Annotated in this window: 23 protein-coding genes; 4 read left to right on the top strand and 19 right to left on the bottom strand. The window is 62.1% G+C overall.

Annotated features, from left to right (window positions below):
• Positions 1 to 29: 29 nt before the first annotated feature.
• The 6 genes from GTP23_RS14040 to GTP23_RS14065 all read right to left on the bottom strand — a co-directional run bounded on the left by GTP23_RS14040 (position 30) and on the right by GTP23_RS14065 (position 6,059).
• Positions 30 to 653 carry a M15 family metallopeptidase gene (locus GTP23_RS14040; protein ID WP_161035756.1) on the bottom strand — a complete coding sequence of 208 codons (624 nt, stop codon included), beginning with the start codon at positions 651 to 653 and terminating at the stop codon, positions 30 to 32.
• Between the two features lie 11 nt (positions 654 to 664).
• Positions 665 to 1,555, bottom strand: coding sequence for an N-acetylmuramoyl-L-alanine amidase (locus GTP23_RS14045; protein ID WP_161035757.1), 891 nt, complete (start codon positions 1,553 to 1,555; stop codon positions 665 to 667).
• 16 nt (positions 1,556 to 1,571) lie between these two features.
• Positions 1,572 to 2,483 carry an N-acetylglucosamine kinase gene (locus GTP23_RS14050; protein ID WP_161035758.1) on the bottom strand — a complete coding sequence of 304 codons (912 nt, stop codon included), beginning with the start codon at positions 2,481 to 2,483 and terminating at the stop codon, positions 1,572 to 1,574.
• Positions 2,484 to 2,494: 11 nt separating this feature from the next.
• A complete protein-coding gene (locus GTP23_RS14055) occupies positions 2,495 to 4,174 on the bottom strand; it encodes a glycoside hydrolase family 10-like protein (RefSeq protein ID WP_202412205.1) in 1,680 nt (559 codons plus the stop codon).
• An 83-nt stretch (positions 4,175 to 4,257) separates the two neighbouring features.
• Complete coding sequence (locus GTP23_RS14060) at positions 4,258 to 5,484, bottom strand: MFS transporter (RefSeq protein WP_229256109.1); 1,227 nt, start codon at positions 5,482 to 5,484, stop codon at positions 4,258 to 4,260.
• Complete coding sequence (locus GTP23_RS14065) at positions 5,481 to 6,059, bottom strand: YdeI/OmpD-associated family protein (protein WP_161035759.1); 579 nt, start codon at positions 6,057 to 6,059, stop codon at positions 5,481 to 5,483. Before GTP23_RS14065 ends, GTP23_RS14060 begins: the two co-directional genes overlap by 4 nt.
• Before the next feature lie 131 nt (positions 6,060 to 6,190).
• Between GTP23_RS14065 and GTP23_RS14070 the strand changes: the two genes are divergently transcribed.
• From GTP23_RS14070 to GTP23_RS14080, 3 genes are all read left to right on the top strand, one after another.
• On the top strand, positions 6,191 to 6,847 hold the full coding sequence (locus tag GTP23_RS14070; RefSeq protein ID WP_161035760.1) for a thiol:disulfide interchange protein DsbA/DsbL: 657 nt from the start codon (positions 6,191 to 6,193) through the stop codon (positions 6,845 to 6,847).
• 80 nt (positions 6,848 to 6,927) lie between these two features.
• Positions 6,928 to 7,284, top strand: coding sequence for a hypothetical protein (locus tag GTP23_RS14075; RefSeq protein WP_161035761.1), 357 nt, complete (start codon positions 6,928 to 6,930; stop codon positions 7,282 to 7,284).
• A gap of 129 nt (positions 7,285 to 7,413) precedes the next feature.
• Positions 7,414 to 8,064, top strand: coding sequence for a TMEM175 family protein (locus GTP23_RS14080; RefSeq protein WP_161035762.1), 651 nt, complete (start codon positions 7,414 to 7,416; stop codon positions 8,062 to 8,064).
• On the opposite strand, the gene GTP23_RS14085 is transcribed toward GTP23_RS14080, so the two are convergent.
• The 3 genes from GTP23_RS14085 to GTP23_RS14095 form a co-directional block, all read right to left on the bottom strand.
• On the bottom strand, positions 8,061 to 8,741 hold the full coding sequence (locus tag GTP23_RS14085) for a Fe2+-dependent dioxygenase (protein ID WP_161035763.1): 681 nt from the start codon (positions 8,739 to 8,741) through the stop codon (positions 8,061 to 8,063). The genes GTP23_RS14080 and GTP23_RS14085 overlap by 4 nt on opposite strands.
• A 56-nt stretch (positions 8,742 to 8,797) precedes the next feature.
• Entirely contained in the window at positions 8,798 to 11,164 is a 2,367-nt protein-coding gene (locus GTP23_RS14090; RefSeq protein ID WP_202412206.1) for a catecholate siderophore receptor Fiu, read from the bottom strand.
• Between the two features lie 135 nt (positions 11,165 to 11,299).
• Positions 11,300 to 14,764: a response regulator gene (locus tag GTP23_RS14095; RefSeq protein WP_161035765.1), complete on the bottom strand. Its 3,465-nt coding sequence runs from the start codon at positions 14,762 to 14,764 to the stop codon at positions 11,300 to 11,302.
• 285 nt (positions 14,765 to 15,049) lie between these two features.
• Here GTP23_RS14095 and fnr point away from each other — a divergent pair, with 285 nt between their 5' ends.
• On the top strand, positions 15,050 to 15,808 hold the full coding sequence (gene fnr, locus GTP23_RS14100) for a fumarate/nitrate reduction transcriptional regulator Fnr (protein ID WP_161035766.1): 759 nt from the start codon (positions 15,050 to 15,052) through the stop codon (positions 15,806 to 15,808).
• Between the two features lie 71 nt (positions 15,809 to 15,879).
• Here fnr and GTP23_RS14105 read toward each other — a convergent pair whose 3' ends face one another.
• The 10 genes from GTP23_RS14105 to hemN all read right to left on the bottom strand — a co-directional run bounded on the left by GTP23_RS14105 (position 15,880) and on the right by hemN (position 26,080).
• A complete protein-coding gene (locus GTP23_RS14105; RefSeq protein ID WP_161035767.1) occupies positions 15,880 to 16,419 on the bottom strand; it encodes a FixH family protein in 540 nt (179 codons plus the stop codon).
• A gap of 9 nt (positions 16,420 to 16,428) precedes the next feature.
• A complete protein-coding gene (ccoG, locus tag GTP23_RS14110) occupies positions 16,429 to 17,817 on the bottom strand; it encodes a cytochrome c oxidase accessory protein CcoG (protein ID WP_161035768.1) in 1,389 nt (462 codons plus the stop codon).
• Positions 17,814 to 18,755 carry a cytochrome-c oxidase, cbb3-type subunit III gene (gene ccoP / locus GTP23_RS14115; protein WP_155435692.1) on the bottom strand — a complete coding sequence of 314 codons (942 nt, stop codon included), beginning with the start codon at positions 18,753 to 18,755 and terminating at the stop codon, positions 17,814 to 17,816. Before ccoP ends, ccoG begins: the two co-directional genes overlap by 4 nt.
• Complete coding sequence (locus GTP23_RS14120) at positions 18,748 to 18,918, bottom strand: cbb3-type cytochrome oxidase subunit 3 (protein ID WP_155435691.1); 171 nt, start codon at positions 18,916 to 18,918, stop codon at positions 18,748 to 18,750. The genes ccoP and GTP23_RS14120 overlap by 8 nt, the downstream gene beginning before the upstream one ends.
• A 1-nt stretch (position 18,919) precedes the next feature.
• Positions 18,920 to 19,534, bottom strand: coding sequence for a cytochrome-c oxidase, cbb3-type subunit II (ccoO, locus tag GTP23_RS14125; protein ID WP_155435690.1), 615 nt, complete (start codon positions 19,532 to 19,534; stop codon positions 18,920 to 18,922).
• 13 nt (positions 19,535 to 19,547) lie between these two features.
• Positions 19,548 to 20,975, bottom strand: a complete 1,428-nt coding sequence (gene ccoN, locus GTP23_RS14130; RefSeq protein ID WP_161035769.1) for a cytochrome-c oxidase, cbb3-type subunit I — start codon at positions 20,973 to 20,975, stop codon at positions 19,548 to 19,550.
• 195 nt (positions 20,976 to 21,170) lie between these two features.
• The gene (ccoS, locus tag GTP23_RS14135; RefSeq protein ID WP_155435689.1) at positions 21,171 to 21,344 is read right to left on the bottom strand and encodes a cbb3-type cytochrome oxidase assembly protein CcoS; all 174 of its coding nucleotides are present in this window, start codon (positions 21,342 to 21,344) and stop codon (positions 21,171 to 21,173) included.
• Entirely contained in the window at positions 21,344 to 23,881 is a 2,538-nt protein-coding gene (locus GTP23_RS14140) for a heavy metal translocating P-type ATPase (protein ID WP_161035770.1), read from the bottom strand. The genes ccoS and GTP23_RS14140 overlap by 1 nt, the downstream gene beginning before the upstream one ends.
• Positions 23,860 to 24,639: a sulfite exporter TauE/SafE family protein gene (locus GTP23_RS14145; RefSeq protein ID WP_161035771.1), complete on the bottom strand. Its 780-nt coding sequence runs from the start codon at positions 24,637 to 24,639 to the stop codon at positions 23,860 to 23,862. Before GTP23_RS14145 ends, GTP23_RS14140 begins: the two co-directional genes overlap by 22 nt.
• 7 nt (positions 24,640 to 24,646) lie before the next feature.
• The gene (hemN, locus tag GTP23_RS14150; RefSeq protein ID WP_161035772.1) at positions 24,647 to 26,080 is read right to left on the bottom strand and encodes an oxygen-independent coproporphyrinogen III oxidase; all 1,434 of its coding nucleotides are present in this window, start codon (positions 26,078 to 26,080) and stop codon (positions 24,647 to 24,649) included.
• Between the last annotated feature and the right edge of the window lies 1 nt (position 26,081).

Here is a 26,081-nt window from a genome sequence, read left to right on the forward strand (position 1 = left end):
GATTGTGCTCTGACGATGCCGCGCAGCCGCTAGAGCACGCGCGTGTAGGTGCGTCGCACATGCTGGCGGTCGCCGCAATCGAAATGCCACCACTCGCTGTTGATGCCGTAAAAACCGGCCAGCAACATGGCATTGCGCAGCAGGTGGCGGTTGTTGCACTGGGTGCGCGTCAGCTCGCCACGCTCCAGCATCACCGTCTCCAGCGCTGGCTGCGAGCGCTCGGACAGATCATCGAAAGCCGTGCCCATATCCAGCTCTAGTCCTGCCTTATCGACGATGGTTAGGTCCAGCGCCATGCCGAAGGAATGGATGGAGCCGCGCACCGGTTCGGCGATATAGCCCAGCAAATCCGTACCCTGCAAGGTCTGCCACAGCTGCTCCTGCACCCGCTGCGGGCGCAGCGCATCGAGTATCAGCAGGCGGTAGCCGGGGCGCTGGCGCGCCAGCCATGCCACCGCCTGTTCCAGCGCGGCAGCCGCATCCCTGTGCAGCCAGGCGCAATCGAGCGGGTTATACAGGTCGCGGCCCACAAAATTATCCGGCGTGGCATAGCGCAGATCGACCGCAATGCCTTCGATGCTATTGAGGTGGCGGAAAGCCGCATGGCCATCGATGGCTTCGCAAGGCAGAGTGCTTGCGCTGGTGATGGTCATGGCGCGGCTCCCTATCGGCTGGACGTGCTGCGTGGCAGGGCTGCGCTGGCTGGCACGGGTGCCGGTGCTGGCGTGGGTGCAGCGGGCGCGGGCAGTTCCGGCACAGGGCTGGTCAGCACATCGAGCAGTGCGGCCGTTTCCGCGTCCGGCGTGCCGTCATACAGCGACTGGCGGTACTTGGACTGGAACACCACCAGTACATTGCGCGTGGCCTGATCCAGTTCGCCCGTCTGCGGCGTGGCATAGCCAACCTGCGCCAGTTTGCGCTGGAACCACGCCACATCGGGCAGCTGCTCCGTGAAGAGGGGCAGACGCGCGCCCACGCGGCTAGCTTCTGGCCACGCCAGCAATCCCGCATCGGCCAGCTGCTTCCACGGGAACATGGGCCCCGGGTCCTGCTTGCGCTGGGGCGCAATATCGTTGTGCCCGAGGATGTTCTCCGGCTTGATGTTGTAGCGTGCCACCAGCTGCTTTAGTAGCAGGATCAGCTGGTCGATCTGGGCCTGCTTGAACGGTGCGTACACGCGCCCCTGCGCCGTTTCGGTAAAACCGGGATTGACGATTTCGATGCCTATCGAGGCGGAATTGAGCTGGTTGTAGATTTTCCAGCTACTCAGGCCAGCGTGGTTGGACTGCCGCGACTCGTCCACCAGCGCATAGAAGAATGGCTGATCCGTGTCGGTCAGAAGATAGTGGGCGCTTACATCCTGCTGCGTAAGGATCTTGATGGAACGGGGCAGATCGGCCACCGTGTAGTGCAGGATGATGTACTTGATCCGCTCGCTCTGGCCGCGCGCCGTCAGGCTTTTATCGATGCGCGGGCCGGCCGGCGCCACCGTGGCGCAACCGGACAGCAGGGAGACGGCGGCCGTCAGCGCCACCAGCGGAAGTAACTTGCTCATATTTGCTCTCGTACGATCAATTCTGGCAGTGTAGTGCAATGCGGGCTGCTGCGTGGTGGGCCTGTGTGGCTTTTTGTCGCAGCACCTGCGTGGCCGGCAGCGCCGCGCGCATGCTGGCCGCAATCAGCGGGTGCAGGGTGGACGCCCGCCCGCTCAGCACCATGGGGCGCTCGCCATAGCGGCGCACCAGCGCCAGTCCGATACGCGCCAGCTCCTCGCCCGCGCGCCGCAGGATGGCCTGCGCAACGGGATCGCTGTCGGCACTGGCAGCAACGGCCAGCGCCAGCTCACCGAGCGCACCGCGCTCCTGACCATATACGAACTGGCGCGACAGCGCCCAGTCGCTACCGCCTATGCGTTCGAACATGGCCTGCGCCAGCGCCGACTGCTGCCAGCTCTCGGGCGCTTCATCTTCCAGCCGCCAGATGTGGCGCAGCGCTTCGCGTGCGATCCAGTAGCCGCCGCCACCATCGTCGAGCAGCACGCCACGCCCGCCGGCACGATGCAGCGCTCCTTGCGGGTCTATCCATGCTGCGATGGAGCCGGTACCGGCATACACCAGATAGCCCTCGCCCAAAGCAAAACTATCGAGATAGGCGATTTCGATATCGCTGCGCAGCTGCACCGCCGCCAGCGGTAGTTGCAGTGCATCGGCCAGCCATTGCGCCGGTTGCGCTGCTGCGCCATCGAAGCCGGTCAGCCCTGCACACACGCCTTGCGGGCGGCTATGCGCTGGCGCATGGTCCAGCACCTGTGCTGCCAGCTGCTGCAGCATAGCCTGTACGGCATTGCGGCCCGCCTCGTTCTGCATCTGGTTGACGGAAAGCCCGGCCACCGCGCCTTCGGCGACGATCTGCCCATCCGCTGCGGCCAGTGCCCAGCGGGTCTGCGTGCCGCCCGCATCGATGCCTAATCCGTAAGCACGCATGGTCGGGTGCCTTAGCGCAGAACGGTGACCCGCTCGCTCTCGTTGCCCAGCCGGTCCACCGCGCTGACCACCACCGCCTGCGCCGCACCAGCCGCTGCATCATCAGCCAGCAGCACTAGTGCGCGCGTGGCCGGTGCCACGCTGAAGCGCCACTCGCTGCCGTAGCGCGACCAGATGGCGTATTGCGCCACCGGCTTGCCACCGCTAGCCGACAGCTTCAGCGCCAGCCCGTTGGCTTCACGCCGCGTGCCCACCGTCGGTGCAGGCGGCAGGGTATTCCCCAGCCACGGCGTGGCCGGTGTCAGCGCAGGACTCTGGTAGCTCTGGGCTTTCAGCTGTTCGCTGATGCCTTTGCGGTTCTCCATCAGCGCAGCGATGCTGAAATGCACATGACCGCCCACGCTGGCGCGGCTGCGCGTGACGGCGATCTGCTTGAGGATCTCTTCCGGCGCAAAGGCCTTGCTGCTGCGGTCTATGCGGCTGGTGTACAGACCGGGCCAGATGTGGCGCGCGCGGGTATTCTGCGCCACCCAGTAATCGAGCAGCACATCGAAGGCCTGCGGCGCCTGCGACACGGGCCAGTACAGCTGCGGCGCCAGATAATCGAGCCAGCCATTGGCCAGCCACAGTTCCGCGTCGGCATACAGCTTGTCGTACTGGCTGAAACCGGCGATACCGGGCGGGCGGCGTTCAGGCTTGCCGATACCGAAAGGGCTGATGCCGAATCGTACCCAGCTCTTTTCCTTGTGGATGCCCTGATACAGCGCCTCGATCAGGCGGTTCACATTCTGGCGCCGCCAGCCTGCGCGATCGAGCGTGCCGCCGTCGAGCAGATAGCGCTGCCACGAAGGCTGGTCGGGGAATTCCAGTTCCTGCTTCGCCCCCACGCCCGCATCGAGCGCCACGCCTTCCGGCCCCGCCGTGTTGGCACTGGCATCGACCGGATAAGGGTAGAAGTAATCGTCGATATGCACGCCATCCACATCGTAGCGACGCACCACATCGAGCACCACATCCAGCGTACGCTGGGCTGCTGCCGCTTCGCCCGGGTCCATCCACAGATAGCGGCCATACGATTTCACCACGGCCGGATCGGTATTGGCGATATGGTTGGCAGCCAGCGGCGACTTGGCCGTGGCGTGGCGCGCCCGATAGGGGTTGAACCATGCATGCAGTTCCATGCCGCGGGCATGGGCCTGTTCGATCCAGAACTGCAGCGGGTCCCACGGCGTGGCCGGTGCACGGCCCTGCTGGCCCGTGAGGAATTCCGACCATGGCTCCAGCGGCGAAGGGTAGATCGCATCGGCGCTAGGGCGCACCTGCAGCACGATGGCATTCAGGCCCACGGCCTGCGCGCGGTCGAGTATTGCCAGCGCTTCGGCCTGCTGCCTGGCCATGCCCAGATTATTCCGGCTCGGCCAGTCGATATTGGCGACGGTGGAAACCCATGCGGCACGGAATTCGCGCGGCGCGGGCGGCGGCTGGCTGGCATCGACGGCAACGGGCGCAACGGACTGCTGGCCAGCGCCAGCGGACACGGCAGGAGACTGCGGCTGCGGCTGGGCTCCACTGGCACCGGCCGGACCGGCAGACGGCGCCACCGGCGTGCTGGAACAGCCCTCCAGCAACAGTGAAATTGCCCCTGCGGCAGCAGCCGATAAAGTCAGCCGCTTTTTTGCATTAAAAACCAAAACCGTTCCCCGTATCGAATAAGCCCCCGTATTGTAGCGGAAGCGCGGCGGCCAGTTTTACAGCGCGCGCCGCACCAGCAGCGTCATACCGAAGGCAGGCAAAGTGGCAATACAGGCCCACAGGAAGAACAGCTGATAGCCGAGCTGCTGCTGCAGCCAGCCACCATGCCCGGCAACATCATGCCCAGCGCCATAAAGCCCGTGCACAGCGCATAGTGGGCGGTTTTATGCTCGCCATCGGCCACCGTCACCATGTACAGCATGAAGGCGGCAAAGCCGAAACCGTAGCCGAACTGCTCCACCGCCAGCCCGGCCGCGATCAGCAGCGTATCGCTGGGCTGGGCCACGGCCAGATAGACGAAGACCAGATCGGGAATATGCATAATGCAGACCATGGGCCACAGGCTGCGCTTCAGACCGAAGCGGGCAATCACCAGCCCGCCAGCGATGCCGCCCAGCACCAGCGCGGCCACGCCCACCGTGCCGTAGACGATGCCCACGGTGGCCGTGCTCAGACCCAGCCCGCCCTGTGCCCGGCTATCGAGCAGGAAGGGGGCGGCCATTTTCAGCAGCTGCGCTTCGCCTAGCCGGTACAGCAGCAGAAAGCCCAGCGTCACGCCTATGCCGGGCTTGCGGAAAAAGCTGCGGAAGGTTTCGACGAAACCGGCCCATACATTGGCGCGGGCCATGTAAGGCTGATCAGTCGCCGGACGTGGCAGCACCCACTGGTGATAGGCACCCAGCAGCAGGAGTAGCAGCGCCAGCAGGCCGAACACCACGGCCCAGGCTTGCGCCGCATCGCCGTGGCGCTCGATCAGCACACCGGCCAGATACACCAGCCCGCCCTGACCGGCGATCATGCCCAGCTTGTAGAAGGCACTGCGCACGCCGACGAACGCGGCCTGCTGCGAGCGCTCGGGCAAGCCCAGCATGTAGTAGCCGTCCGAAGCAATGTCGTGCGTGGCCGAACTGAAAGCCAGCAGCCACAGCAAAGCCAGACTGATGCGGAAGAAATCAGGCAGATGCAGGCTCAACGCCACGCTGGCCAGTGCCACGGCGGACAGCCACTGCAGCCCGACTATCCAGCGCCGCTTGGTGCCGAACAATTCCACCAGCGGCGACCACAGCGGCTTGATCACCCACGGCAGATACAGCCATGCCGTGTAGAACGCCAGTTCCGCATTCGGCACATCGAGATTCTTGTACATCACCGTGGCCAGCATCATCACCGCCACATAGGGCACGGCCTGGCTGAACGAGATGGTGGGCACCCAGGCCCAGGCCGGAGTATTACGTAGTGCGACGCTCAATCGTCCATTCCTTTGCCTTCGAGTATGCGGGGGATACAGCGCTCTACCCGTGCTACCCGGGTGGCCGACTGCTTGGCCTGGCCGAAGTGTAGCAGGTAGCCGCGCTGGCGCCCCGGCGTGAGCGCCTCGAAAGCAGCTTGCAGCTCGGGTTGTTCCGCCAGACGGCTGGCGAATTCTTCCGGCATATCAAATTGCGCGGTGGACTTGCGTTGCACGGACAGGCCGGCTTTTTCCGCCGCCATGGCGGCGCGCACATAGCGCACAATCGCCGCGCTCTGCTGCTGTATCTGCGCCACGCTGGTGAAGCGGATCTGGCGGGCCGATTGCACGTTTTCCGTCTGCTGTACCAGCAGGCCGTCGGCATCGTCAAGCAGTGCGCCCTTGAACAGCAGCAGCGCGCAGTATTCCTTAAAGCCGTGCATCAGCACGATGTTGGCACCGTCCTGCATATAGCAGGGCCAGCCCCATTTGAAACCTTCTTCGAGGCCACACTCGTCCAGCAGGCTGCGCAACTGGGCAAACTCCTGCTGCCATGGCTGGGCTTTGGCAAAAAACGCGGCGATACGGTCTGACATGGCAAACTCCTGCGCGATAAGATCGCGCCTATTGTGCCACTATCCCCGCCAGCTGGCGCGCCGCGCTGTGTTTGTCGTCCGATAGCGGGATGTGCTAAATTGCATATCCAATTGTTAACACCGGAGACCCCATGCGCCGTCTCGTTCTGACACTGACTCTTGCAGCACTGGCCGCCGGACATGCCATTGCCTCGCCGAGCAACCCCGTGAATGGGGTGGAATACCATACGCTGGTCCAGCCGCAGCCTACCCAGAAGGTGGACGGCAAGGTTGAAGTCATCGAGTTCTTCATGTACCACTGCCCGGCCTGCTATGCGGTGGATGCGCCGCTAACGGCATGGGCCAAACAGCATGAGGGCAAGGTCAACTTCCGCCGCATCCACCTCTCCGGTGGCGATATGCGCGATTTCGAAGCGCACCTGTATGCGACGCTGGAAGCCTTGCAGCTGCAGGATGCGCTGTATGGCAAAGTGCTGCAGGCGTGGCATCAGGAACACCGCCGCCTGCGCAGCGATGAAGAAAACCTCAACTGGGCGCTGCGCAATGGTATCGACAAGGAGAAGTTCCTTTCCGCCTATAACTCCTTCGGCGTGAGCATGCGCCTCAAGTCGCTGGCGCGCATGGCGGAACAATATGGCGTGAACAGCACACCGACCATCGTTGTCAACGGCAAGTACGTGACCGAGCCTAGCATGGTGGCGCAAGCCAATCCCAACCTGCAGCGTGATGAAGCACTGGCCGCGACCATGCAGGTGCTCGATGTTCTTGTTGCGCGCTCGAATCAATAAGAGACTATGCTTGATACGCGCCGGGTGTGCGACTGCTCATGGATGATTGCTTATTCACTACAATCTAACCCTGTAAAGCTATGGAAATTAACTTCGCCATCCTCGCGGTACTCGCCATCGCGTTCGCATTCATCCTGTCGCACCGGCTTCAAGAGATGAACAAGCGCTGCCGCAAACTTGAGCAGCAGCTGGATGTACTGCTGCAGCACTTCGGCTTGACGGCACCGGCTTTCCCGCTGCCTAGCCCAGAGGTGGCGGCACTTATTACTCAGCGGGACAGACGCATCGATGCGCTCCGGCTGTATCGCCAGCAAACCGGTCTGGGCCTCAAGGAAGCCGTCGAAGCAATCGACCATTTTGAAAAAAATCCGCCCCAGACCATCACTAACAACCCGGCAACATCAAGCGACGCAGCAGAATCTGCTGAGCGACGCTAGCTGTCCCGTAGTTATTTCCCTGCTGGTGCCCGCTGTCGGCCGGCAGTGGGAATATTACGCAACACAACATTGCGATTAATGTAATTTTCCGCAAGAATGTGCGCTCTTCCCCGACTCTGAAAGAGCAGCATGTCCGAACTAGCCAGCGGCAGCCAGCCGCAACTGAGCAAGCACCGCATCGAAGCGCTGGTCGATGGCATCTTTGCCGTCGCCATGACATTGCTGGTGATCGAACTGCGCATTCCCGAACAGGCCCACCATGCCGGTGAAGCAGCCTTGCGCGGCGCGCTGCTGCAGCTGCTGCCCATGATGATTTCGTGGGTGATCAGCTTCTTTGTGCTGGCCAACTTCTGGATCGCCAACCACCGCCTGTACAGCTTTGTGCGCCATGTCGATCAGCCCTTGCTGTGGCTGACCATGCTGGGCCTGTCCGGCGCTTCGCTGCTGCCGTTTGCCTCGTCCGTCAACAACCAGTTTGCCTCGCTGACGGGACAGCTGGTGTACTCGGGTGTGATGGTGCTGCTGGGCGTGGCCACGCTGCTGCAGGCGCGCTACATCTACCGCCACCCCGAACTGTGCAGCCACCAGCTTACCTCGGCCAGCTATGCGGCCGTGCTGGCGCGCGGGCTGGGCCTGCTGCTGATCGCCGTCTCGGCCATACCGCTCAGCTATGTGGCGCCCGGCATGGCCAATCTGGTATTCCTGCTGATGCTGGGCCTGCGCCCATTCGGCGCCTGGATAGAGCGCCGCACACAGCGTACGCATCACGCCGGCGCTTAGACCTCGCTCCACTGGCGCAGCAGGTTGTGGTAGTGGCCGGTAATGTTGACCAGTTCCGTGCAGTCGCCGAGACGGGCGCGCAGACTCTGGATATTCTGGTCCAGCTCTAGCAGCATGCAGCGGCGCATATCGTCGCGCACCATGCTCTGGGTCCAGAAGAAGGAACAGATGCGGGCACCGCGCGTGACGGGCGCCACGCGGTGGATGCTGGTGGACGGGTAGACGATCAGATCACCGGCCGGCAGTTTGACTTCATGCTCGCCATAGGCATCCACCACCGTCAGTTCGCCGCCATCGTATTCATCGGGATCGCTGAGGAACAGGGTAGTGGAGACATCGGTACGCAGCCACTGGCCGCTGGCGGCCACGCGGCGCATGGCACCATCCACATGGTCGCCATAATGCTCGCCACCGGCATAGCAATTGAACAGGGGCGGGCAGGTACGCAGCGGCAGCGCCGCGGCAAAGAACAGCGGACTATTGGCCAGCGCTGCCAGCACTTCCGCGCCCAGTTCCTGCGCCAGCGGCGAGCCTTCCGCCAGCTGGCGGTTCTGCTTCACCTGCGCCCCCTGCGCGCCCACGGTGGTGCGCCCGTCCACCCAGCTGGAGGCATCCAGCCTGCGCCGCATGGAAGCCACCTGCTCCCGGCTCAGTACACCGGGGATATGCAACATCATGATTTTGCTCCGCAAAGAAAAAGGCGTTGCGCCCTTAGCGCAACGCCGGACTGCAATTAAAAGTGGAAGTTGGCCGTCAGGCTGGCCGAGCGCGGCGTGCCCGGAGTGTAGCGGTAGCCCGACTTGTTAATCGCCATCACATACTGCTTGTCGGCCAGGTTGTAGACGTTCAGGCGCAGATCGATGTTCTTGCTGAGCGGGTAGGAGGCCATGGCATCGTATACCCAGTAGGCATCGGCATAGGCCGGCGTCCCCACGGCGCCATCGGTACCGCGCAGCAGCTTGTCGACGAAGCGGGCGCCGCCACCAATCTGCAGGCCTAGCGGTAAAGTGTAGGAGGTCCATACCGTGAAGGCTTGCTTGGGCGTGTAGCTCAGGCGGTTCTCGCCGCTATTGGTGACCACCTTGCCGGACACCACTTCCGAAGCCATGCGGGTATAGCCTGCGCTGATCAGCCAGTTGCGCATCAGCTCGCCCGTCGCACCCAGCTCTATGCCCTGCACGCGCTTCTTGCCGCTCTGGTAGTACAGCGCGCTATTGGTAGGATCGACTTCGATCTCGTTGCGTACCTGGGTGCGGTAGGCGGCAGCCGACAGCGACAGCTTCTGCTTGAGCAGGTCCCACTTGGTGCCCACTTCATAGGTGGTGGTGACCTGCGGATCGTAGTTAGGATTCGTGGCGCTGCTGGCAGCACTGCTCAGCGTGAAGGTATTGCCGCCGGGCGGAGCTTTCGAGGTGGCCGCCAGCGCATACACGCTGCTGTTATCGGTCGGCTTGTACAGGGCCGACAGTTTGCCGTTGAGCAGAGTGTCGCTGCTGTTGAGCGAGGTCGCCAGCAGGGTGCCGACCGGGATGGTCTGCGGCGTGGCCGTGCCCTGTACCGCTACACCGTTGTAGGTCGTGGTGTAGTGGTCCAGCCGCAAGCCGCCATTGAAGATCCAGCGCTCGCCCAGCTTGGCCGTATCGAACAGGTAGACGGCCTGGGTGTTGGTCGTACCATCGCCACGGGCGCCGTTGCGCACCATATTCACCTGCGCCTTGCTGATCGGCGTGTCCGGATTCGGGTGGTAGATGCTGGTCGGCGGCAGGCCCACCACGGAACCGTTCACGGACACGGCACCGTTGACATTGGTGTAGTTGGTCTGCTTCTCGTTGGTCAGCTCCAGCCCTGCCACCAGCGCATGCTTGAACAGGCCATCTTCCAGATTGAAGCTGAGCGTGCTCTGGTTGGTGAGGATTTCGTTGAGCTGGTCCTTATAGGTCAGGTTGGTGCGCGCCATGACCCAGGTGGACGGATCGGAACCGGCCACGTTGGCAGTCAGATTGGCGCCCGAGGACATGAAGGACGTCAGCAGATAATCCTGCTTGGTGCGGCCATAGCGGGTGGTGTTCTGCAAGCGCGCACCGCCGGCAAAATCGTGCTCGATGCGGGCGGTCAGCATGTCGGCGCGCACCTTGTCGAAGTCCAGCACGGAACCGTAGAAGTTGGACGGATCAACCGGCTTGGCACCGGCCATGAAGGCAAAGCTCTGGGCCGGCTTGGTGGCGGTGGCGGCTATCGGCGCTGGCGGCGTCCAGCCCGGCAGACCTATGGTCAGCACGCCGCCATCGGGAATATTGTCCTGCTGTACGTGCAGATAGTTGAGGTAGACGCGGGTAGGGCCATTCAGGCCGAAGGCCAGCGACGGCGCCACACCCCAGCGCTTGTTGCGCACCACGTCGCGCGCCGGATTGCCGCTATCCTGATCGAGCAGATTCAGGCGGAAGGCCGTGCCCGTGTCGCTATTGAGCACACGGTTCAGATCAGCCGTGGCGCGGCGCTGCTGGCCACTGCCCAGCGTCAGCGCGGCGCTGCTGGCGTTTTCCAGCAGCGCCTGTTTGCTGACCAGATTGACCGAACCGGTCGGCGTGCTGCGCCCGCTATCGGTACCGGCCGGGCCTTTCAGCACGTCGATCTGTTCGATGTTGAAGGTGTCGCGCGAGATCGAGCCGACATCGCGCACGCCATCGACAAAGATGCTGCCCGAAGCGTCGAAGCCGCGCATATAGATGGCATCGCCCGTAGTGGTACTGCCGTTTTCACCGAGGAAAAAGGCGCCTACGCCGGGCGTATTGCGCAGCGCTTCCGTCAGCGTCACCGCGCCTTGCTGCTCCACCAGTTCGCGCTTGATGACGGTAACCGTCTGCGCCGTATCGACCAGCTTTTCCGTGTACTTGGGCGAACTGGCGCGCTCGGCCTTGAAATCGTTGATGGCATCGGCCACGACTTTGACTTCTTCCAGCGTTTTCTGGGCTGGCGGCGTGGTTTCACCGGCCTGCACCGCCATACTGGCCGGCAGCAGCAGCGCAGCCAGCGTGCAGTTGAGGTTAAACCGCTGATCCAAACGCGCAGGCGCGTGCTTACGACTCTTAATCATGTGCATCCTTCATCCGTGGGAGTGGGTGGCTGGCTGCGCTGCAAGAGTTGCAATCGTGCTAAAGGCGTCTGGCTGCCGGTGAATTTCTAGGGGTAACAGGATTGTAACAAGGAAGGATACAAATGTAAATGCGAATTATTCTCAATTCGATTGAGACTGTGCATCCAGCCACTCGCGGGCCTGGGCCAGGGTTTGCGCCAGCTCCTGCCGCACAGCCTGGAAGTAGGGCGCCAGATCGGCCGCTTCGCGGCTGACGGCATCGCTGTTGATGGCCTGCTCCGCATCCAGCGTGGCTTGCACCAGCCGCTTGGCACCCAGCACGCCCACCGCCCCGCGCAGGCCGTGGAAGGCATGGGCAGCATCGCGCAGCCGCCCTTCCTGCAGGGCCACACCAGCCACTTCGACGGGGGCCATGCCGCTATCGATGGCGCCGCGCACCATGCGCTCCATCATGGCGCGTCCGGCCGCATCCTTGCCCATCACCCGCATCAGGCTATCCATATTGAACACACCATCGTCCGCCGCAGCTGCCGGTAGCGCCGGCACTGCGCTGGCGGCAGGCCGGGCCTGCAGCGGCAAATGCCGCTGCAGCACGGCCAGCATTTCGTCCACTTCGATAGGTTTGGGGATGAAATCGCTGATGCCGGCTTCCTCGCCACGATGGCGCTCGTTGCCCAGCACGCCAGCCGTCATGGCGATGATGGGCAGCTTGAGCCCCAGTTGCTGGCGCAGGATGCGGGTGGCCGTATAGCCGTCCATCACCGGCATCTGCATATCCATCAGCACCATATCGTAGGTCGCGGCATCAGCCCGCATGCGCTCGACAGCCTGACGGCCGTCGCCCACCACGTCCAGCGTGGCACCGGCATGTTCGAGGATGCCGCGTGCCACCATCTGGTTGAGCAGATTGTCTTCCACCAGCAGGAAGTGCACGCCGGCCAGACTGCCGGCAATGCTGGCCTCGGTGCTAATGCGCTGGCCATGTTCGCCATAGGCGGCCAGCGCATGCTGGACGGCATCGTACAGATTGGTCGGCGTGACGGGCTTCACCAGCACCACCGCATTTTCATCACTCTCGGCCTGGGCCCGGGCCGCAGGATGGGCCAGCAGTACCAGCGGCAGCGCGCCCGCACCGGCTTGCGCCCGCAAGGCCTGCACCGTGCTGCGCCCGTCGTCCCCTTGCAGATGCCAGTCCACCAGCAGCAGATCATAGTGCTGGCCAACGCCCAGCCGGCGGTCATAGCACTGGCGGGCCGCCGCATCCGTGGCAGCCTCGTCCACTTGCCAGCCATAGCCGCGCAGCAGTTCCAGCACGATGGCGCGGCTGCTGTCATGCTCGACCGCCACCAGCACCGACAACGGGCCGGGCACGGGATGGCGGCGCTCTTCGGCCGCACTGCTGGCCACACCGAACGCCAGACTGAACCAGAAGCGCGAACCCTGACCCGGCACGCTGGCCACGGCAATTTCGCCCCCCATCAGTTCGATCAGCCGCTTGCTGATGGCCAGCCCCAGCCCCGTGCCACCGAAGCGCCGCGTGATGCTCTGGTCGCCCTGGGTGAAGGCATTGAACAGCTGGGTCAGCTGGGCTTCCGTCATGCCCATGCCGGAATCGCGTACTTCGAAACGCAGCAGGATCTGGCGCGCATCGGCTGCAATCAGCTCGATATTCACCGCCACCTCGCCCTGTTCCGTGAACTTGATGGCATTGCCGACCAGATTCACCAGTATCTGCTGCAGACGCAGGGCATCGCCATGCAGCTGGCGCGGGATCGCAGGGTCGACGCGGATGGCCAGCTCCAGCGCCTTGGCACCGCTGTTGAGCGTCATCAGCGTGGCCAGCGCATTCACCACTTCGTCGAGCGCAAAGTCCACCGGCGACAGCTCCATATGGCGCGCTTCGATCTTGGAAAAATCCAGCACATCATTGAGGATGCCCAGCAGCGACTGGCCCGACTCGCGCACCATGTTCAGATACTTGCGCTGCTGCGGCGTCAGCGGAGTATTGCCGAGCAGGTAGACCATGCCAAGCACGGCATTCATGGGGGTACGGATTTCATGGCTCATATTGGCCACGAAATCACTCTTGGCACGGTTGGCCGCCTCGGCCCGGTCGCGCTCGCGCTCGAGTTCCACGGCACGCGCTTCCACATCCTGCTGCAGCCGGTGGCGCTCGGTGATGTCGGCGATCATGGCCAGCATCTTCACGCCCTGATCCGTGCGCACGGCACTCAGATTGATCTCCAGCGGGAACTCGCTGCCATCGCGGCGCAAGCCGTACAGCACCTGTTCGCCGCCTATCCTGCCCGGCACGGCGCTGACGCCCTGGCTGAAGAAGCGCTGCTGCATGCCGTCAAACAGCTCGTGCTGGCGTGGCGGCACCAGCATCGTCAGGGGGCGGCCCAGAATTTCCGAACGGGCGTAGACGAAACAGCGCTCGGCCTCGCGGTTCATGGTTTCGATCCGGCCGCTGCCGTCGACTACCAGAATCGCATTGGGCGCATATTCCACCAGATTCTGCAGGCGCGCATCGGCCGCCAGCCGCTCCTGCATCAGCGCATTGAAAGCGCTGGTGAGCTGGCCCACTTCATCGTCCGCGGCCACCGGTAGCGGGGTGTAGCCGGCCGGGGCGGCGCGCAGGGCAACGATGGCATCGCGCAAGCGCACCAGCGGCGCCAGCAGATGCATGGTCAGCCAGCCTATCAGCAATGCCGCCAGCAGGGCCGCCAGCCCGCTCCACCACAGCAGACGTTCCACCGCGCCATGGAAAGGCTCGAAGGCTTCCTCTGCCGGCAATGAAGCGGCCAGCACCCAGTCCACCGAGCGTAAAGCCTTGTAGCTGTTGAGGGTACGCTGGCCACTACTATTGATGCCGTCCAGCGTGCCTTCGAAGCCCTGTTCAAGCGCGCGGGCGGTGGCGGGATTGGCATTGGGCTGACGCGGCTGCAGCAGCCGCCGGGAGTCCGGATGCAGTACATAGCGCGGATTGGCTTCACGCGTCAGGGCAAAGTAATAACCGGTACGGCCCACTTTGGCATTGCGCAGATGCCCTAGCAGATTGTCCTTGTACAGGCGCAGCACGCCGATCAGCACGCACACCACCTCGCCCCGGGCATTCAGCACGGGCGCCACCATCTGCACGATGGGCTGGCCCTGGGCGCGGCCGATGATGGGCTCGGAAATGACCGGCATGCGGGTGCGCAGCACGGTCTTGAAATAGGCACGGTCGGAAGCATTGATGCCGACCCGGCCGGCCTGCTCGGGCAGATCGGCAATGATGCGGCCTTCGGGATTGAGGATCAGGATATCGTCGAACAGGGCCAGCACGGCGCGATCGCGGTAGTAGGCACGCAAGCGCTCGGGCGAACCGGCCAGTTCGGGCGGTTGCTGCTTGGCCGACTGGGCAATGATATCGCGCAGCATCAGCAGCTTGTCGTCCAGCTCTTCGGCAGTACGGTTGATCAGCGCCGTCTGCTGGGCAAACAGCACTTTGCTGAAATCGCCCTGCAGCCGCTGCGTCTGCAGCGCCGTGACCAGTGCCACCATCAGGATCGATGTCAGGCTGGTAGCCAGCGCAACTTTTGCCTTGATGCCTAATGAGGTCATGTGTTCCCTGTGAGCGTAGAACCTGCAGAAAACTGAGAAGGACCTCGTGGGAGGTTGGTAAATTTTGCTATTAAAGCTAGTTTTTGGCAATACCATACAGCGGCCCGCGCTCTGAGCAGCGCAGCACGAATCCGTCGCCACACGGTAGTGTGCTGAATCTGCCACAGTAGTTTTACCATGCGGCACTGCAGCACAAGGGCTTTTGCAGCAAAATACTTACTGGAATACCCGATATAGTAACTACGGCATAGCCCAAAAGGACTACAAATGGTCTAAACTGGCGGGATGATACGAGAATTTGACTCGCTGGTTAGTACCGGCACCCCACTCGAAGTGCTCAAAGCCAAGTGCGCGACGTGCAGCATGCACCAGCTGTGCTTGCCTATGGGCCTCGACAATGACGATATGGATCGTCTGGATCAGATTATCGGTCGGCGTCGCAAAGTCACGCGCGGCAGTACCCTGTTCCGCATCGGCGATCCGTTCCAGAACCTGTACGCGATTCGTCTGGGCCACTTCAAGGCCTACCAGGTCAACCGCGACGGCGTCGAACAGATTACCGGTTTCCAGATGGCCGGCGAGCTGCTGGGCATGGATGCCATCAGCACCGATCTGCACCACTGCACCGCCGTGGCGCTGGAAGATAGCGAAGTGTGCGAAGTGCCGTTCGGCAGCCTGCAGCAACTGCTGGCCGATATGCCGGCCCTGTTGCGCCACTTCCACCGCATGATGAGCCAGGAAATCACCCGTGAACAGAGCGTCATGCTGCTGCTCGGAAATATGCAGGCCACTCAGCGCTTTGCCGCCTTCCTGGTCAACCTGTCATCCCGTTACGAAGCCCGTGGCTATTCGCCGCACACCTTCCAGCTGCGCATGTCGCGTGAAGAAATCGGCAACTATCTGGGCCTGACCATCGAGAGCATCAGCCGCCTGCTGTCCAAGTTCAAGAAAGAAGGCCTGCTGCGCGTGAGCAACCGTGAAATCGAATTGCTCGATCCGGTACGCCTGAAAGCCATTACGGCCGGTACCCATTCCTGCAATTAAACACCTGGCAAGACGTTTCGCTGCAGAATAAAAAAGCGCCCCGCAGGGCGCTTTTTTTTATCGGCATGAATTCAATCGTCGACCGGCTTGGCCAGATCGGCCTGCAGCGATACGGCGCGCTGCTTAGGCCAGCTCCAGCTGCCTGCCAGCCGCCAGTCGCGCTGTTCGCCTTCCACCAGCACCACCCAGCGGCTCTGTTCCAGCATGGGCAGATTCAGTTCGAAAGCGCCCTTGGCATCGGGCTGTACCACCAGATTGATGTCTTTTTCCGGCAGCGTGGCATGGGCCAGATGGACGAACAGCTTTTCCGGCTGGGTCTGGGCCGTGGTACGGGTCAGCTGGCCCACCAGTACGCCGCGTGCGGCATCATACGACAGCTGGGCCGACAGCCCCAGTTCGGCCGCACGGTGGTCGCGCCGCAGGTCCTGATTGATGGCCTTACCTTTTTTGTAGTAATCGCCCACCACCAGCGCATCCTGCTGGCTATACGCCAGATAGCCGAAATAACTGCCCACCACTACCGCGACGGCAGGGCCCAGCATGAGCAACCATGGCCAGCGGTGTTTATACCAGGGCGCCACCGGCGCCTGCTCCAGCATTGAGACTGTCATACCAACTCCTTAGCGCGGGACGATGAACACCGCGTGTTCTTTCACATGCAGCGACGGTTCGTCGATAGCCGTCAGCTCCACATCGATCTTGTTGGAACCGGGCTTGCCGACACCGTGCGCCACGCGCAGACGGATAGGGTAGGCCTTGGTTTCGGTGGCAGCCACGACGACCTGGTCCGCCGTTACCTGGGTCAGCGTATCCAGCCCGCCGACGCGGATCTTGTAGGTATGGCCGCGTTCCGAGGTATTCATGATCTGCAGACGGTAGACATTTTCGATCATGCCATCTTCCACTTCGCGCCCCATCGAACCACGGTCGCGGATCACGTCCATCTTCAGCGGCGTACGCAGGTACAGCGAAGCGGCCGCAGCACAGACGATCAGCCCCAGTATTGCCGTATAGATGCGCACGCGCGGACGGAAGGTGCGTTCGCGGATCTGGGCCGGAGTGTACTTGTTCACCAGACCATGCTCGGTGGTGTAACGCACCAGACCGCGCGGCTGGCCTATCTTGTCCATTACACTGTTGCAGGCATCCACACAGGATGCGCAACCGATACATTCATATTGCAGGCCATTGCGGATGTCGATGCCGGTAGGGCAGACCTGCACGCACAGCGAGCAATCGATGCAGGAACCGTTGCCGGTCTGCTGTTTCGATTTGGAGATAGGAGCACGCGGTTCGCCACGCTCCTTATCATAGGAAATGATCAGGGTGTCCTTGTCGAACATCGAGCTCTGGAAGCGGGCGTAAGGGCACATGTATTTGCACACCTGCTCGCGCATCCAGCCCGCATTGCCGTAGGTGGCAAAGGCATAGAACACCACCCAGAACCATTCCCATGGGCCAAAGCTCAGCGTGAACGCTTCGCTGCCCAGTACTTTAATCGGGGTAAAGTAGCCAACAAAGGTATAGCCCGTCCACAGCGCCAGTAAGGCCCAGGTCAGATGCTTGCCGGTTTTCTTGGCGAATTTCTTGAACGAAGGCGGTTGCTTGTCGAGCGCCATGCGGGCGCTGCGGTTGCCTTCGAATTTGCGCTCTATCCACAGGAAGATTTCGGTGTACACCGTCTGTGGACAGGCGAAGCCGCACCACACCCGCCCTGCTACTGCTGTTGCCAGGAATAGCAGGTAGGCGCTGATGATTAACAGTGCGGCCAGATAAATGAAGTCCTGCGGCCACAAGACGATACCGAAGATGTAGAACTTACGCGCCCCCAGGTCGAACAGCACGGCCTGGCGGTCATTCCACTGCAGCCACGGGGTGCAGTAGAACACCAGCTGCGTCAGCCAGACAAACAGCCAGCGCAGACTGACGTATTTACCCTTGATCTCGCGAGGATAGATTTCCTCGCGAGCCGCGTACATCTTGATTACTTGTGGTGCAGGTTCATTCATTGTGCTGCCGGGGCGACTTCTTGAGCCGGAGCGGCCGGTTGATTAACGTCGTTAGAAAGGCTCCACACATAGGCTGCCAGTACATGCACTTTAGCATCGCCAAGGAATTCGGCAAACGCAGGCATGGTGGTATTACGGCCTTTGCGGATGGTCTCCATGATGGTATCAGCACTGCCGCCAAACAGCCAGATTTTATCCGTCAGATTTGGTGCACCGATGGCCAGGTTACCCTTGCCGTCTGCGCCGTGGCAAGCCATACAGGCGGCGAACTTCTCTTTGCCGAACGAGGCTTTGATCGGATCAGCAGTCGAACCGGACAGGCTCAGCACGTAGTGTGCGACATTTTCCACATCTTTGTCGGAACCCACTGCAGCACCCATCGGTGGCATCACGCCATTACGGCCGTGCAGGATGGTTTCCTTGATGGTTTCCGGCGCACCGCCGAACAGCCAGTCTTTATCGGTCAGGTTAGGGAAGCCTTTGTTACCGCGGGCATCCGAACCGTGGCACTGGGCGCAGTAGGTCAGGAACAGACGCTCACCGATCGCATGGGCTTTCGGATCCGCTGCCACGGCCTTCAGGTCCTGTTTCTGGAACTGGGCGAACAGTGGGCCGAACTCAGCGTCGGCAGCCTGAACTTCAGCCTGGTACTGGCCGGAAGATTTCCAGCCCAGTTTGCCAGCGAAGCTACCCAGACCTGGGTACAGCACCAGATACACGACACCGAACACGATGGTGATGTAGAACATCCACATCCACCAGCGCGGCATAGGCGTGTTCAGTTCCGACAGGTCTTCGTCCCAGACGTGGCCGGTGGTTTCACCGGACTTGCCAGTCACTTTCGATTGCGAGTACAGCAGTACGGCGCAGCCGACGATGCCCAGGATGGTCAGTACAACAATGTACAGGTCCCAGAAGCTATTAGTAAAATCAGCCATGTTGCGCCTCCAAATCTTCGTCGTCGAACGGCATGTGTGCCGCTTGAGCGAAATCAGCTTCTTTATTGTGGATCAGTGCCCACCACAGGATTCCGGCAAACGTGACGAAAGAAATCACCGTCATCACGCTGCTGGCACGGTCCAACAGGGAATCGATTGCCATGTTAGTTCCTCGACTTAATTAACGTGCCCAGGCCTTGCAGATAGGCGATCAGAGCATCTTCTTCGGTTTTGTCTTTCAGCTCTTCCGGACCGGCAGCGATTTCAGCGTCGGTGTACGGATGGCCCAGACGTTGCAGTGCGCGCATTTTCGGAATCACGCCCTGTGGGTCCAGTGCCGTTTTGGCCAGCCATGGGTAGTTAGGCATGTTCGACTCTGGCACCACGTCACGTGGGTTGTTCAGGTGGGTACGGTGCCATTCATCGCTGTAACGGCCGCCTACACGGGCCAGATCAGGACCGGTACGCTTGGAACCCCACTGGAACGGACGGTCGTAGACGAACTCGCCAGCTACCGAATAGTGACCATAACGCTCGGTCTCGGCACGGAACGGACGCACCATCTGCGAGTGGCAGTTGTAGCAGCCTTCGCGTACATAGATGTCGCGGCCGGTCAGACGCAGAGCCGAGTAAGGCTTCAGGCCAGCTACCGGTTCGGTAGTCGACTTCTGGAAGAACAGCGGCAAGATTTCTACGGCGCCGCCAACGCTGATTACCAACACTACCAGCGCGATCAGCAGCCAGGGATTTCTTTCAATCCAGTCATGTGAAAATTTCATAGGTGCTCCGATATCAAGCGTGGCCGCTGGTCAGCGCAGGAATACGCGCTACGGCGGTCTCGCGGTTACGCAAGGTCATCCAGGTGTTGTAGCCCATCACGCACATGCCGGTCAGGTACAGCAGGCCGCCGCTGAAACGCACGACGTAGTACGGGAAGGTGGCTTTGACACTTTCGACGAAGGTATAGGTCAGGGTGCCGTCTGGATTGACTGCGCGCCACATCAGACCTTGCATCACACCGGCAATCCACATTGCAGCGATGTACAGAACGATACCGATGGTAGCTACCCAGAAGTGCAGGTCGATCAGCTTGGTGCTATACATTTTCTGCTGGCCAGCCATACGTGGCAGGATGTAGTAGATCGAACCCATGGTGATGAAACCAACCCAGCCCAGTGCGCCACCGTGAACGTGAGCAATGCTCCAGTCGGTGTAGTGCGACAGCGCGTTGACGGTCTTGATCGACATCATCGGGCCTTCGAAGGTGGCGATACCGTAGAACGACAGCGACACGATCATGAATTTCAGGATAGGATCGGTACGCAGTTTGTGCCATGCGCCCGACAGAGTCATGATACCGTTGATCATACCGCCCCACGATGGTGCCAGCAGGATCAGCGAGAACACCATACCGAGCGACTGGGTCCAGTCTGGCAGTGCGGTGTAGTGCAGGTGGTGAGGACCGGCCCACATGTAGGTGAAGATCAGCGCCCAGAAGTGCACGATCGACAGACGATACGAGTACACAGGACGTTCAGCTTGCTTAGGAATGAAGTAGTACACCATACCCAGGTAGCCAGCGGTCAGGATGAAGCCCACCGCATTGTGGCCGTACCACCACTGGATCATCGCGTCCTGTACACCGGCGTAAGCGGAGTAGGACTTGAACAGGGTTGCAGGCATGGAAGCACCGTTGACCACGTGCAGAATCGTCACTGCCAGAATGAAGGAAGCGAAGAACCAGTTAGCCACGTAGATGTGCTTAACTTTACGGGTAATGATGGTGCCGAAGAACACGACCGCGTAGGCAATCCACACGACAGCGATCAGCAGGGTGATAGGCCATTCCAGCTCGGCGTACTCCTTACCGCGGGTCAGACCCAGTGGCAGAGTGACAACGGCGCTCAGAATGACGGCTTGCCAGCCCCAGAAGGTGAAGGCAGCCAGCTTGTCCGAGAACAGACGTACCTGGCAGGTACGCTGTACCACGTAGTACGAAGTTGCGAACAGGCCGCAAATACCAAACGCGAAAATCACCGCGTTGGTGTGCAATGGCCGCAGACGGCCATAAGTTAACCATGGAATGTCCAGGTTCAACGCCGGCCATGCCAATTGGGCGGCGATAATAACGCCGACCAGCATGCCGATGATCCCCCAGACCACGGTGGCGACTGCGAATTGCTTCACAATCTTGTAGTTGTAGTTCTGTGCAAGGTCCACTTGATGTTCTCCCAAGAACGCTTTGATGATGTGGGTCAAAGGTTACTTAGGTGAGACTTAAAAAACCTTGATACAGATCAAAATATCTCTCATGAATCATTGTGTAGAGGAATTTCGTCCCCATCATGGCTGGCCGCCGGGCGTGGCCGGGACCGTTGCTGGGGGCAGCGCCCACCAGCAAAGACTAGCATTGCACTAGTCAGTTTTCGCTGAATCTTCCAGCGGCGGCTTGTCATCATCCTGCAAGATGCGCAGGCCGGGACCGACCAGATCTTCGAACTGGCCGTTGTCCGAGGCGCGGAAGAAGATCCACAGCGCCACAAATACCAGCAGTACGCTCAGCGGTATGAGCAGAAACAAGGCTTCCATCACGCTCCCTTTCTGAGTCGCAAGGCATTCGCTACCACCACGGCCGAGCTGAGCGCCATGCCCACACCGGATAGCCACGGGTTGAGCCAGCCCAGCGCGGCTGCAGGGATGGCCACGCCATTGTACAGGCTAGCCCACCACAGGTTCTGGCGGATCACGCCCATGGTGCGGCCGGCCACAACAGCACTATCGACCACGGAATCGATGCGGCCGCTGAGCAGCACGGCATCGGCATGGGCTTGCGCCAGCGCCGCGCCGGCGCCCATGGCGAAGGAGACGTCGGCGGCACTGAGCACGGCGGCATCATTGATGCCGTCGCCCACCATGGCCACCACGGCTCCCCCCTGCTGCAATTTTTTCACAAATGCCAGTTTCTCATCAGGCAGATAGCCGCCTATGGTGGTGCTGATGCCCAGCTGGTCGCCTACTTTGCGCGCCAGCGCATCATGGTCGCCACTGAGCAGCACCACGGTCTTGCCGGCTTTGCGGAAGTAATCGATGGTGCTGGCCGCTTCAGCGCGGATACCGTCATGCAGGGCAAAGCAGGCCAGCCACTGGTCCTGCACACCCAGATACACGGGGGTAGCGCCATCGGCCACCACATGCTCGGGCAGGGGGCCGCTCAGTTCCGCCACAAAGCTGGCATTGCCGAGCCGGTACAGGCGGTTGTGCAGCACGCCTTCCACGCCCCGTCCCGCCACTTCCTGCACGGCCGCCGGGTGCCAGTCGGCCCGCGTACCGCTAGCCGGCCCATCCGAACCAGCATCGCTGGCCGCCTGCACGATGGCGCGTGCCAGCGGGTGGGCGCTGGCCGCATCGAGCGCGGCCGCTACCTGCAGGCAGAACTCTTGCTCCATCAGGCCCAGCGTGGTGGTCTGCTGCAGCACGGGACGGCCATAGGTCAGGGTGCCGGTCTTGTCGAAGACGATGTGGCTGGCGCGGTGCAGGGTTTCCAGCGTCTGCGCGCCCGTGACCAGCACACCCTGACGCAGCAGGCGGTCGGTACCGGCCGCCAGTGCCGTCGGCGTGGCCAGCGACAGCGCGCACGGGCAGGACACCACCAGCACGGCGATGGCGATCGGCCAGGCACGGGTGGCACTATAGCCATCCAGCCAGAACCAGAAACCGAAAGTGGCCACGGCAAACAGCAGCAGCGCCAGCACGAACCATGCGGCCACATCATCGGCCCACTGGGCGATGCGCGGCTTGTCGCGGCCGGCCCGGTCGATCAGCTTGACCAGATTCGACAGCGTGCTGTCCTGCACCCGCTGGGTCACGCGGGCGATGATCATATTGCTGGCGTTGATGGCGCCGCCGGGCAGCTGGTCGCCCACCTGTTTGGCGATGGGCGCACTCTCGCCGCTCAGCAGCGACAGATCGAGCGCCGTACGGCCTTGCAGAATCACGCAATCGGCCGCCACGGCTTCGCCCGGCTTGATCATGATGACCTGATCGACTTCCAGCGCGGCCGCCTTGACCAGCGTGCCCTGCTGGCTGGCCGGATAATCGGCCAGCACTGTCGCCGAGGCCGGCAAACCGTGCTGCAGCCGCTCCAGCGCCGCACCGGCCTTGCGCCGTGCGCGCAATTCCAGATAGCGGCTGCACAGCAGCAGGAAGATGAACATGGTGACGGAGTCGTAATACACTTCGCCGCCGCCCTGGAAGGTGGCCAGCACGCTGGCGCCGAAGGCTGCCGCGATGCCCAGCGCCACCGGCACATCCATGCCCAGTGCACGCGCACGCAGGCTGGACCAGGCGCCACGCCAGAACGGCAGGGCGGAATAGAAAATCGCCGGCGCCGTCAGCAGCAGGCTGGCCCAGCGAAACAACTGCTCCATATTGGCATCGAGCGTGCCGTCTTCCGCCATATAGGCCGGTGCTACATACATCATCACCTGCATCATGGACAGGCCGGCCACGAACAGCTGGCGTCCCAGCGTGCGCTGGGCCTGCTGCTGCTGCTCGCTGTGACGCGCCGCGTCATACGGATAGGCGGCATAGCCTATGGTGTGCAGGGCCGCCAGAATATCGCCGGGACGGCAATCGTCCGAACGCCAGCGCACATACAGGCGCTCGGTGGCCACATTGAGCTGGGCGCTGGCCACGCCGGGCAGCTGGTTGAGGCGCTGCTCGATCAGCCAGACGCAGGCGGCGCAACGGATGCCATCGACGGCCAGCGTGGTCTCGCGTTCGCCGGGGTTCTCGCTGCAGACGAAGCGCGGGTCGGCATTGTCGTACAGCTGCAGCTCCGGCGGCAGCACCTGCGCGCCTTCCGCCGTGGCGGCATATTCGGAACGCTGCAGATAATACGATTCCTGTCCCAGATCCATGATGGTCTGGGCCACGGCCGTGCAGCCGGGGCAGCACATGGCCTGATCGGCACCGGCGATATGCACCTTCCATTCGGCTTTGGCATTGCTCGGGATAGGCAGGCCGCAGTGATAGCAGCCGGCCGGCTGCGCCGCGGCGGCAGATGTGGTCGCCGGGCTGGACGCGCCCAGTACGGGCGGCGGCGTCAGTGTTGAGGTGTCAGACATAAGGTGGTCATCCAGTCAGGCGTAAAGCCGCCCACGGCGCGGTACAGGCCCAGCAGGCCGAAAGCCAGCACCAGCAGGCCGCAGGCCAGCCGCACGGGCGGGCGCTGCAAAGCGCGCTGCAAGCGCGCCCCCACCAGCCCCAGCCCCGTCAGCATGGGCAGCGTCCCCAGCCCGAACGCCAGCATCACGGCCGCGCCATTGCTGGCCGAACCGCTCAGCATGGCCGTCAGCAGCACGCTGTACACCATACCACAAGGCAGCCAGCCCCACAGGGCGCCCAGTATAAAGGCCTGATGGGGGCGGGTGGCCGGCATCAGCGCTTTCATTGCAGGAGCTATCACCGGCTGGGCCGCTTGCCACAGTACGCGGCCGCCCTGTTCCAGCAGCGCCAGCCCCTGCCACGCGTTCATCAGGTACAGGCCCAGGGCCACCAGCATCAGATTGGCCAGCCAGTAGAAGCCCAGCTGCACACCGGCCAGCGCGCTCAGGCTTTGCGCCCCGCTGGCCAGACCGCCCGCGAGGGCGCCCGCCACCATATAGCTGCTGATGCGGCCAGCGTTATACGCCAGTACGCGGGTGAGGGGACGGGCCGGCTGGGCCACGGCGATGGGGATCACGGCGCGGGCCGCGCTGGTCGAGTTAGCAGGGCTGGCGGCCGAGGCCGACAGGGCGCCGACGATGCCGCCGCACATGCCTATGCAATGCACGCTGCCGGCCAGTCCGACTACCAGTACTGGCAGCAGCTGCAATGCGTTCATGACAGGCTCAGATGGTCTTGGAGTAGCGCAGCGGCTGCGCTTCGCCCAGACGCGGCTGGCTCAGGTAGCGGTCGAACACCATGCAGATGTTACGGATCAGCAGACGGCCTTTCGGCGTAACAGTGATCCAGTCCGGTTCCACGATCAGTAGACCATCTTCCTCGAAGGCTTTGAGCTTCTGCAGTTCGGTAGCGAAGTACTCGGTAAAGCGGATCGGGAAGGATTGCTCGATCGAAGCGATGGACAGCTCGAAGTTGCACATCAGCTTCTGGATCAGGATGCGGCGCAGCAGGTCGTCGTTTTCCAGCTTGATGCCGCGCACTACCGGCAGCCGGCCTTCATCGAGTTTTTCGTAATAGCCTTCCAGCGTCTTTTCATTCTGGCTGTAGGTAGCGCCGACGGCGCTGATGGCCGACACGCCGCACGAAATCAGCTCCGATTCGGCACGCGTGGAATAGCCCTGGAAGTTGCGCTGCAGCCGGCCCTGACGCTGGGCTACCGCCAGTTCGTCGTCCGGTTTGGCAAAGTGGTCCATGCCGATGTAGACATAGCCGGCCGCGCACAGGCGGCGGATGCACAGCGCCAGCAGGTCGAGCTTGACGGCCGGGGTCGGCAGGTCTTCTTCGTGGATGCGGCGCTGCGGCTTGAACAGGTGCGGCAGGTGGGCGTAGTTATACAGGGCGATGCGGTCCGGGTTGGCAGCGATCACCTTGTCCAGCGTCTGCTCCATGCTGGTCATGGTCTGCTTGGGCAGGCCGTAGATCAGGTCGATACTGATGGAACGGAAGCCGGCGTCACGGGCGGCATCGATCACGGCGCGGGTTTCCGCTTCCGGCTGGATGCGGTTGACGGCTTTCTGCACGTCCGGATCAAAATCCTGCACGCCCAGACTGATGCGGTTGAAACCCTGTTTGCGCAGCGAATGCACGCGTTCCACGCTCACCGTGCGGGGATCGATTTCGATCGAATATTCGCCCAGCTGGTCCGGGGCGAATTCGAAGCTGGCATGCAGGTGGGCCATCAGGTCGCCCATCTGGCGGTCGCTCAGATAGGTTGGTGTGCCACCGCCGAAGTGCAGCTGTTCGAGCTTGCCCATGCCGGCAAACAAACGGCCCTGCATATCGATTTCCTGCTTCAGGTAATCGAGGTAGGTGGCAGCCTTGCTATGGTCTTTGGTAACGATCTTGTTGCAGCCGCAGTAGTAGCACACGGTATCGCAGAACGGAATATGGATGTACAGCGACAAAGGGCGCGTACTACGGCGCATGCGCAAGCCGGCCACGGCTTCGAGGAACTGGCCATAGCCAAATTCGCTCTGAAAACGATCCGCCGTCGGATAGGAGGTATAGCGCGGGCCCGACTGGCTCAGCTTACCGATAATGGCGGCATCAAATTCTACGGCTGGAAAAGCAGAGCCGGTGCTACTTGCGTGGTTATACATA

This window comes from Duganella fentianensis (assembly GCF_009857835.1).
GTDB lineage: Bacteria > Pseudomonadota > Gammaproteobacteria > Burkholderiales > Burkholderiaceae_D > Rugamonas > Rugamonas fentianensis.